This window comes from Pannus brasiliensis CCIBt3594 (assembly GCF_036688125.1).
In the GTDB taxonomy this organism is placed as follows: domain Bacteria; phylum Cyanobacteriota; class Cyanobacteriia; order Cyanobacteriales; family Microcystaceae; genus Pannus; species Pannus brasiliensis.
On the sequence record NZ_JBAFSM010000097.1, the window covers coordinates 1 to 7,398 of the forward strand.

At 55.2% G+C, this 7,398-nt stretch carries 12 protein-coding genes; 5 read left to right on the forward strand and 7 right to left on the reverse strand.

Features of this window, described 5'->3' with window-relative positions:
- Positions 1–108: 108 nt before the first annotated feature.
- The 5 genes from V0288_RS24620 to V0288_RS24640 all read right to left on the reverse strand — a co-directional run bounded on the left by V0288_RS24620 (position 109) and on the right by V0288_RS24640 (position 1,964).
- Positions 109–309 (reverse strand): hypothetical protein, encoded by a 201-nt coding sequence (locus tag V0288_RS24620; RefSeq protein WP_332867851.1) that lies wholly within the window; start codon positions 307–309, stop codon positions 109–111.
- Positions 299–865, reverse strand: coding sequence for a hypothetical protein (locus tag V0288_RS24625; RefSeq protein ID WP_332867852.1), 567 nt, complete (start codon positions 863–865; stop codon positions 299–301). The genes V0288_RS24620 and V0288_RS24625 overlap by 11 nt, the downstream gene beginning before the upstream one ends.
- The gene (locus tag V0288_RS24630; protein WP_332867853.1) at positions 862–1,134 is read right to left on the reverse strand and encodes a hypothetical protein; all 273 of its coding nucleotides are present in this window, start codon (positions 1,132–1,134) and stop codon (positions 862–864) included. The genes V0288_RS24625 and V0288_RS24630 overlap by 4 nt, the downstream gene beginning before the upstream one ends.
- Entirely contained in the window at positions 1,131–1,337 is a 207-nt protein-coding gene (locus V0288_RS24635; RefSeq protein ID WP_332867854.1) for a hypothetical protein, read from the reverse strand. The genes V0288_RS24630 and V0288_RS24635 overlap by 4 nt, the downstream gene beginning before the upstream one ends.
- A gap of 138 nt (positions 1,338–1,475) precedes the next feature.
- Positions 1,476–1,964: a hypothetical protein gene (locus V0288_RS24640; protein WP_332867855.1), complete on the reverse strand. Its 489-nt coding sequence runs from the start codon at positions 1,962–1,964 to the stop codon at positions 1,476–1,478.
- 349 nt (positions 1,965–2,313) lie between these two features.
- Between V0288_RS24640 and V0288_RS25230 the strand changes: the two genes are divergently transcribed.
- A complete protein-coding gene (locus V0288_RS25230) occupies positions 2,314–2,565 on the forward strand; it encodes a helix-turn-helix domain-containing protein (protein WP_422662073.1) in 252 nt (83 codons plus the stop codon).
- Positions 2,566–2,686: 121 nt separating this feature from the next.
- On the opposite strand, the gene V0288_RS24645 is transcribed toward V0288_RS25230, so the two are convergent.
- Positions 2,687–2,821: a hypothetical protein gene (locus V0288_RS24645; RefSeq protein ID WP_332863972.1), complete on the reverse strand. Its 135-nt coding sequence runs from the start codon at positions 2,819–2,821 to the stop codon at positions 2,687–2,689.
- 8 nt (positions 2,822–2,829) lie between these two features.
- Here V0288_RS24645 and V0288_RS24650 point away from each other — a divergent pair, with 8 nt between their 5' ends.
- Together V0288_RS24650 and V0288_RS24655 are read left to right on the forward strand one after the other, a co-directional pair.
- On the forward strand, positions 2,830–5,379 hold the full coding sequence (locus tag V0288_RS24650; protein ID WP_332867856.1) for a hypothetical protein: 2,550 nt from the start codon (positions 2,830–2,832) through the stop codon (positions 5,377–5,379).
- 15 nt (positions 5,380–5,394) lie between these two features.
- Positions 5,395–5,637 carry a hypothetical protein gene (locus tag V0288_RS24655; RefSeq protein ID WP_332863970.1) on the forward strand — a complete coding sequence of 81 codons (243 nt, stop codon included), beginning with the start codon at positions 5,395–5,397 and terminating at the stop codon, positions 5,635–5,637.
- A 148-nt stretch (positions 5,638–5,785) separates the two neighbouring features.
- Here V0288_RS24655 and V0288_RS24660 read toward each other — a convergent pair whose 3' ends face one another.
- Positions 5,786–6,361, reverse strand: a complete 576-nt coding sequence (locus tag V0288_RS24660; protein ID WP_332863969.1) for a tyrosine-type recombinase/integrase — start codon at positions 6,359–6,361, stop codon at positions 5,786–5,788.
- 212 nt (positions 6,362–6,573) lie between these two features.
- On the opposite strand from V0288_RS24660, the gene V0288_RS24665 reads away from it, so the two are divergent.
- Positions 6,574–6,918 carry a hypothetical protein gene (locus V0288_RS24665; RefSeq protein ID WP_332863968.1) on the forward strand — a complete coding sequence of 115 codons (345 nt, stop codon included), beginning with the start codon at positions 6,574–6,576 and terminating at the stop codon, positions 6,916–6,918.
- Between the two features lie 5 nt (positions 6,919–6,923).
- Positions 6,924–7,398: hypothetical protein (locus V0288_RS24670; protein WP_332867857.1), on the forward strand; the 475-nt coding region annotated here is incomplete at its 3' end.

Consider the following 7,398-nt stretch of genomic DNA (forward strand, 5'->3'; position numbering starts at 1 on the left):
GTTCGTCCCCGTCTCGCTCGATCGGGATGAAGTAAGCGGGGGGAATTCGTGTTATAATTTCGGTCATAATTGCAAGCTTCGCAGTAGCGAGAGGGAGTTTCACCCTCTCTATTTTTTGGGTTGGTCTTCCAGTTCGGAAGTGTCGAAAATGTGACCACAGCTTTCGCAGGCGAATCCCGCGTAACCATCTTCCGGGTCTTGGTCATCCCCGTAGAAATATTGCCCGCGGTAGGCTAACCGAACAGACCCGCAATTCGGACAACGAACGTCATCGGGATAGGAAAGACTCGTTATCTCGTTAGTTGACATCGTTTCCCCCTCCCACGGGCGAGATAGGCTTGAAATGAACCGAGTAGCACTCCGGAAACTGTCGGACGGTTTGCGAGAGCAGAGCTTCGCGTAAAACCAGTAGGGTGGCTTTTTCTAGGTCGTCCTGACAGGTGAATGTCACGTCACGGTTCAGGGAGACCAGTAGGTTGAACACGTCCGCGTAATCGATTTTTAGCTCGATCGGGCGAGACTTGTATTTGTCGAGAAACGCTTTCACGTCTACCGCCGGGGTTCCCTCGATCGGGATGAACTGACGGGGGGGTTCGGGCGCGCTCTCCGCTTTTTTCTCGGGTTCCGCCATTTCCATCTCCATCTCCCGATCGAGTAGGGTTCGGAATCGCGGAAGGGTTCGGGAGACTTGATTTTCAAGGGTCTCGCGAAGTTCGAGAAATGCGGTTTTATTGGTATCATCCCCGTAACAAAGCTGATCGAGCGTGTTGAAAGTACCGATAATCTCGGTAATCTGATCTAGGGTGAGAGATAGGGGGATTTTCATCTCTCCGTATTCTTGGCAGAAGGCGGCGAAATCGGTCATTTCGGGCTATCCTCCACTTGTGAGAGTAACTGTTCGTACTTTTCGATAATGGGCTTTATCTCCGGTTGGTTTTGGACAACTTGAGAGAGTAACCATTTTGAGAGTTTGGATTGACTTTCTTTCTCCGTATCTCTCGCGCGAACGGCGCATTGCATCGATAGGGAAAGAGCTTGCCCGATCGTTAGCGCGTAAAGTCCTAAATCGCTCGCGTAGGGTTTAATCTCGCTTAGGAGATCGTCGAGTATTTTGTTGGTGGTCGGTTCGGTCATTGGAGACTCCCGATCGTCACCGACCCGGCGAGATCTCGACAATAGATCACCAGTAGGTTGTGAAACCCGGCGGCGAGAAGGGTTCTTGTCTCGGGCGCGAGATTTTCGAGGCTCTCCTCGCTGACGAGTAGCTCAAATATCGTTTCGATCGTCGCTTCTATCCCGTGGGATAGAATGGCTTGCTTAAGTTCCGGATCGGGCATGGGCAATAAAGCGGGGCGATCGCCCCGCGGCGAAGGGTAAGAGGTGATCGCGGCATTAAGCCGTGTCTGAAGAGGAAAGCGGGGAACTCTAAGGGCAAATAGTTTATGTGATGGTTTTCCCCGCGAAAGCTTTTCCGTTTAAAAGGGGACGGTTTCCTGTAGGAGTATCGGGATGGGTTTCCCGTTGGCTCGGTAATATTCGGCGCATTGATGCCGTTTCCCCGGCCCGTCGTAGGGGCGGAATTTGCCCATGAAATCCTGACTCCAGTAAATTTGTGCCTCGCAGAATTTACAGCGGGGTTTCTCTACCGGTTTCGGGGTCGGTTTCGGTTTCGGGGGCGGGAATAGGTCGGATAAGTCCCATTCTTCCTGTAGGAAGAACTCCCACGCGTCCCGAAGCTTTTTGAATATTCGGACTTTATCGCCCATTCTCGCCTGTACTTTTCCTCCCACCCGCTCCAGAATGCAACAGGCGAGGGAGGCCATCTGTTTAACGCGTTTGAAGCTGGGACGCTCGACGGGAGACGCGTCTTTCGCTCGGGCGAGTTTCCGCCGGAGCGCGGCGTTTTCGGCGCGGGCGGTCTCCAGTTCCCGTTCTAGTTGTTCGATGCGTTCTTCGGGGGTCATGGGTTTTTCCTCGAATGGTGATCGCGTCAGGAAGCCGGATCGGAAGGGGAAAGCGGGGAAATTGAAGGGTTCCCCGCGCTGTTCGGAGAACAAGAGAGAATTCCGATGGAAGACAGCCGAGGGGCTGTCCTTAAACATGGTTTTTAGACACTTTTGGAGAACTTCAGCGATCGGCGATAGGCGGTATCCTCCGGCGGTAGACGGCATCTGTAGACTTTTAACAGCCCTCCCCCCTCTATGGCCGCTTGCCTGTCGTCCCGCGGGGGGTAGGGATGTTGTTTAGTCCTATGGGAAATATATTTCCTTTTCGCCTCGATGTCAAGGAAATATCTTTCCTAATTTTGTTATTATGAACGAAGAACAGATCAGAGTTACCACCTTGAAAACGTTTATCGCTCGCAAGGGTCACACGCAGACATCGCTCGCCCGAACCGTAAAAGTAACCCCGCGGGCGATGAGATACTACATTTCTGGCAAGTCCTCGCCTACTATCGAGGTTTTCGCCCGAATGTGTGCCGCGCTCGGATGTTCGCCTAAAACTCTACTCTCCGAATTCGGGCTAGACACGAAAGAGATTCCGGACGACTCCCCCTCCCCCTAACCCCCCCGATCGCCCGTTCCCCGATCGAGCGATCGATGAAAACTCCGGGGAACTCCGGCCGGGTCGGGAGAACTCCGGGCGATCCGGGGTAATCCCGCCGGTTCCCGGGGAACCCCCCTACTTACTGTTGTTTTAAGTTCCGCTCGCTGAATAGCTCACCGACCGCCACAATATTCCGCTCTCTTATATAACGCGCTGACTCCCGACTCCTGACTCCTGACTCCCGATTTTCTTCGCTATCAGTCCCCCACCCCATCTACCAATATGCTGAAAGCCAACGATCGAGTGATGTACGCCGGCGCTCCCGCCACGGTTCTAAAGGTCTGGACGAAAAAGGCAATGATCCTCACCCAGTCCTTCCAGAAAATCAACGTCCCCGTTACCGAGTTAGCTTCTATCGACGGACAACTGGAGATCCCGCTAGACGCGCCGGGTGGGAGCGATCGGGCCGGTGTCATCGACGAGCGCCCCGACACCACCGACACCACCAGCGCCCCGCCCCCTCCCGATCCGGAGTTCGCGCCGGGCGATAAGGTAGCGTATCGGGGCGAGATTCTTACCGTCGTCGAGGTTCACCCGGTCTCGCTTATCTGCGATTTCCCGCCTAGTAAATATCTGCCGAAAGGATTCCGCGACGGGGTTCTCCGAAAGAACGTGACAAAGTTCTATCCCGTTCCCGACGTGGGGATAGAAGATGCTTCGATCGCCCCCGCGCCCGATTCTATCCCCGACGGTGGGATAGAAGGGGAGGAAGTGGCACTCGTCGAGGCTTCTATCCCCGACCCGTGGATAGAAGGGAAAGAGGGCGATTCTATCCCCGAATCTTCTATCCCCGACGATGGGATAGAAGGGGGAGGGGGAGAGAGCGATCGAACCCCCGGCGATTCTATCCCCACGGGTGGGATAGAAGGGGGAGAAGGGGAGGGCGAGACGATTACCTCCGAACATTCGGGGGAGACTCCGAACATTAGCGAGGGAACTCCGAACATTATCGGGACGGGGGAAGGCGATCGAACTCCCGGCGATTCTATCCCCTCTGACGGGATAGAAGGAGAGAGCGATCGCCCCGACGATTCTATCCCCACGGGTGGGATAGAAGGGGACGGCCACCCGACAGCTTCCGATTCTATCCCCGACGAAGGGATAGAAGATGATTCGATCGCTCCCACGGGGGATTCCGTCCCGCCAGGGGGTTGGAAAGACCCCGGATTCGTGTTAGGGGAGCAGGTGATCGTCGCGGGGTGGAAAGGGGAGAGGACGATCCTCCTGCCGCGTTGGTCGGACACTTACGAGGAATGGTTCTATCAGGTTTCGGGAACGGGCGGGGGATGGTTTCGCGAACGGCAATTATCCCACGTGGACGATCCGACCGATTCTCTCATCGAGGAGGGGATAGAAGGGGAGGAAAGCGATCGCCCCGGCGATTCTATCCCCGACGATGGGATAGAAGGGGAGAGCGATCGAGAGGACGGAATCGCCCTCTCTGACGGGCTAGAAGGGGAGGAAAGCGATCGAGAGGATGATTCTATCCCCACGGGTGGGATAGAAGGGGAAACGGTCGATCGATCGCTCCTCGATGAGCCGATCGCCGGCGAGGTACCGGCCGCGAAATTTGATTGTTCGGACAGAGTTCTCTACAACGGACACGAGTATCGGGTCTACTCGAAACACTGGAATGGTAGCGAGTGGTGGTATCGGATATCGCCGGCGAACACACGCTTCGGACGCGCTCGCCAGTTGAAAGAATCCCAACTCTCGCCCGCGCCCGTCATCCCCGAGGCGAAATTCGCTCTCGGTCAACTGGTGATCCCTCCCGGACGGGAAACCCCCGTTCCCGTTATTACCGCCCGGTACGATAACCGCGCGGGGTATTGGTACTACCGTCCGGCGGGGTACGGTCAGGATTACATCGAATCCGTTCTATCCCCCGCGGAAGGGATAGAACCGGGCGGCCGCCCGACAGCTTCCGATTCTATCCCCACGGGTGGGATAGAACGGGAGGAAAGCGATCGAACCCTCGCCCCGATTCCCGACCCGTGGGATGAAACGGAAGGGAAAACCCCCGCGGGCGATTCTATCCCCGCCGAAGGGATAGAAGGGGAAGACGGGGAAGCGATCGAGTGGAAACCGGGCGATCTGCTTCGGATCGGGGAGGAATACGGGGAGGTCGAGGATATTATCGGGAACGGCATCCTGTATCGCTTGGTCGCTCCTTTCGCAAAGCCAGGGCGTACTTGGAGGATGATCGCCCGCGATCTCCCCGAGCGCGTCGATTCTATCCCGTGGTCGGAGATAGGGTGTGAAGGGATATCCCTCGACGAAACCTCGATCGACCCCTCCCCCGGCGCGGACAGCGGCACGACGGGGGATAGTCCCGACCCGTCCAGAACGGGGGAAGCGATCGACGTGCTGGAAGCGACCACGATCCGACTTCTCGCGCTACGGGAGATTATCGAGGCGGAGCTAATCCGTCGCGGCGTTCTCTCCCCTCCCCCCGGCCCGATCGTCGGCTATTCACCTCCCGAAAGCTTCCCCACCCGTATCCCCTCCGGCGAAAAAGTCTCTCCCCCGGCCGCGGGAGGGAAGCGATCGCCCGGTACGGCTTCCGGTACCGGCTCGATCGGCACCTACTGCAAGGGAGAGGCGGAATATTACCGGTACGGCTACCGCGAGGGAGGGCGGAAGCGCTGGAAACATATCGGGCCAGTCACGGATGCTACCGCTCGATCGCTCGCGGACTCGATCGGGGAAATGATCGCCGCGGGACTTCCCGCGAGCGAGATTCTATTGATTTTCGAGAGAAAAGCTAGTTAACAGGAGAAAAACACGATGATTATAGTGAATGGTCGTTCTTACTCTATTACCGAATGGAAATACATGGTTTTTACTGCCAGGAAGTCGTTTGGATATTTCTACCGAGAGATCGACGCGATTAAATACGCGGAAGAACTCGAACGAACGGGAGAAACGAACGTGACGGTTCACGGGTATTGCTCTAAGTTAACCGTTAAGGACGAGGAAGAATTTCTAGCGGCCGTGAGAACTGGCGATCCGAAATGCGAGGAAGACTAAAGCCGAAACGAGAAACACCCCATCCCTCTTTTGGGGTAAATTTCCAATAATTTCCAATAATTTCCAATAATTTCCAGTAATTTCTAATAATTTCCCTTTCGGGGGAAATTTTTAATAATTACCAGTGATTACCAGTAATTATCAGTAATTAACTAAATATCCCTTCTAGCGCGTTTATCTTCTGTTTCGGGTCAACCTCGATGTATCGCTGTAAATTGGATAGGCTCGCATGGCCGCTGATCGATTGGATAACTCGGATGTTGGTTCCGTTCCTCGCCAGTTCGGTCAAGCACGAGCGCCGGCCCGAGTGAGTGGAGATCTTCAGGTTGTGCAGTCCGGCCTTATTCCGGCACGATTGCAGGTATTTAATGGCCGCCTCGTAGCTTAAATGATTCCCCTTTTGCCCCGGAAATAACCAGTCATCCGACGCTAGAGATGGAGTATAAGCCTTTAGGTAGATGCTTAACGCGCTAGATACGGGGACGGGGTGATTCTTGTCTCTCCCCTTGCGAATCTCCCGCGGGTAGACGATCTCGGGGAAGTGTTCCCGTTTCGCCGGGTCTCGGTAAACATCCCCCACCGTTAGCCGTAGCGCCTCCGATATCCGCGCCGCGGTAAACCGACAGAGCGCCCATATTAACCGATGGGTTGGGTTAGCGTACTTTTCTAGTCTCGCCCATTGTTCCGCGGAAAGAACGGCGGCCTGCCCTAACTTTTGTGACATTTTTTATACCCTTTACTACCTACAGAAAAAGTAAAAAACAATATTTTTTCCTGTAGCTTTCCCGTTGATTCTCTCGCTCTTTTAGTATAAAATCCTTATTCCATAAGGATTACAACTTTTTTTAAAGCTACAGGAAATATTCATTTTCTGTAGTTGAGGGATAGAAAGAATCTCGGTAGAGTCGAGATGGTTTATCGGATTCTTATAGCTATATGGCCACGATCACGAGTCAACAGAGAACCATCTGGCTACCCTCGGACGTTCTCACCCTCGAACAAGAAACCTATCGGAACCTCCTGGCACTGTGGGAGATGTTCGGCGATGTGACTTTCGCCGCGAACGTTGACGACCGCAACGCGCCGATCATCAATATGGCACCGGGCAGGGCTTACGACAAGAAATACTACAACGTCTTTACCGCCGCGTTCGAGTTGGACGAGGAAATCGTCACCACCAACGTCAATAACAAGAAGCAATGGATCGCCGCTCTCCCCTGGGGGCAGGGCGATAAAACTATCCCGTCCGGATATTTCCTCGCGTCCCCGACAGCCGCGTAGCCGACATGAAATTAACCGCCAGAGTTTCAACCCTCCTAAAATCGCACCCGATCGACAGCCTATCGGCCTCTCTCCCTCCCGGATTCGAGAAAGTGCCTCTCGCGGCTGGGGAGTCGATCGATAATGTCGCGGCGCGCGATGTCGGGAGTCACTGGGAAATTATCTTTACTTCCCTCTTCCGCGGGCGATCCAGATGGTATGTCTTCAAAGATCACGTCACCCTCGACGTGTCTCCCGTCGTCACCGCCCGATTCACGATGAAGCTCGCCCGATCGCACCGACTCCTAGAGGGGGAATTTCGCCTATCGGGGGGAGAGTTCGGGAAGAGCATCTACACCGCCACGTCCGGCGCTCCCGGCTGGCAGTACCCCGGCGCGTGGAAGGAACGCGGGCGCGGGCCGATCCCCCCCGCGACGGACTGGAAAATCGATCTCCCCGGCTACCACCTCGACACGAAGGGAATCGAGGGATGGTTCTTCC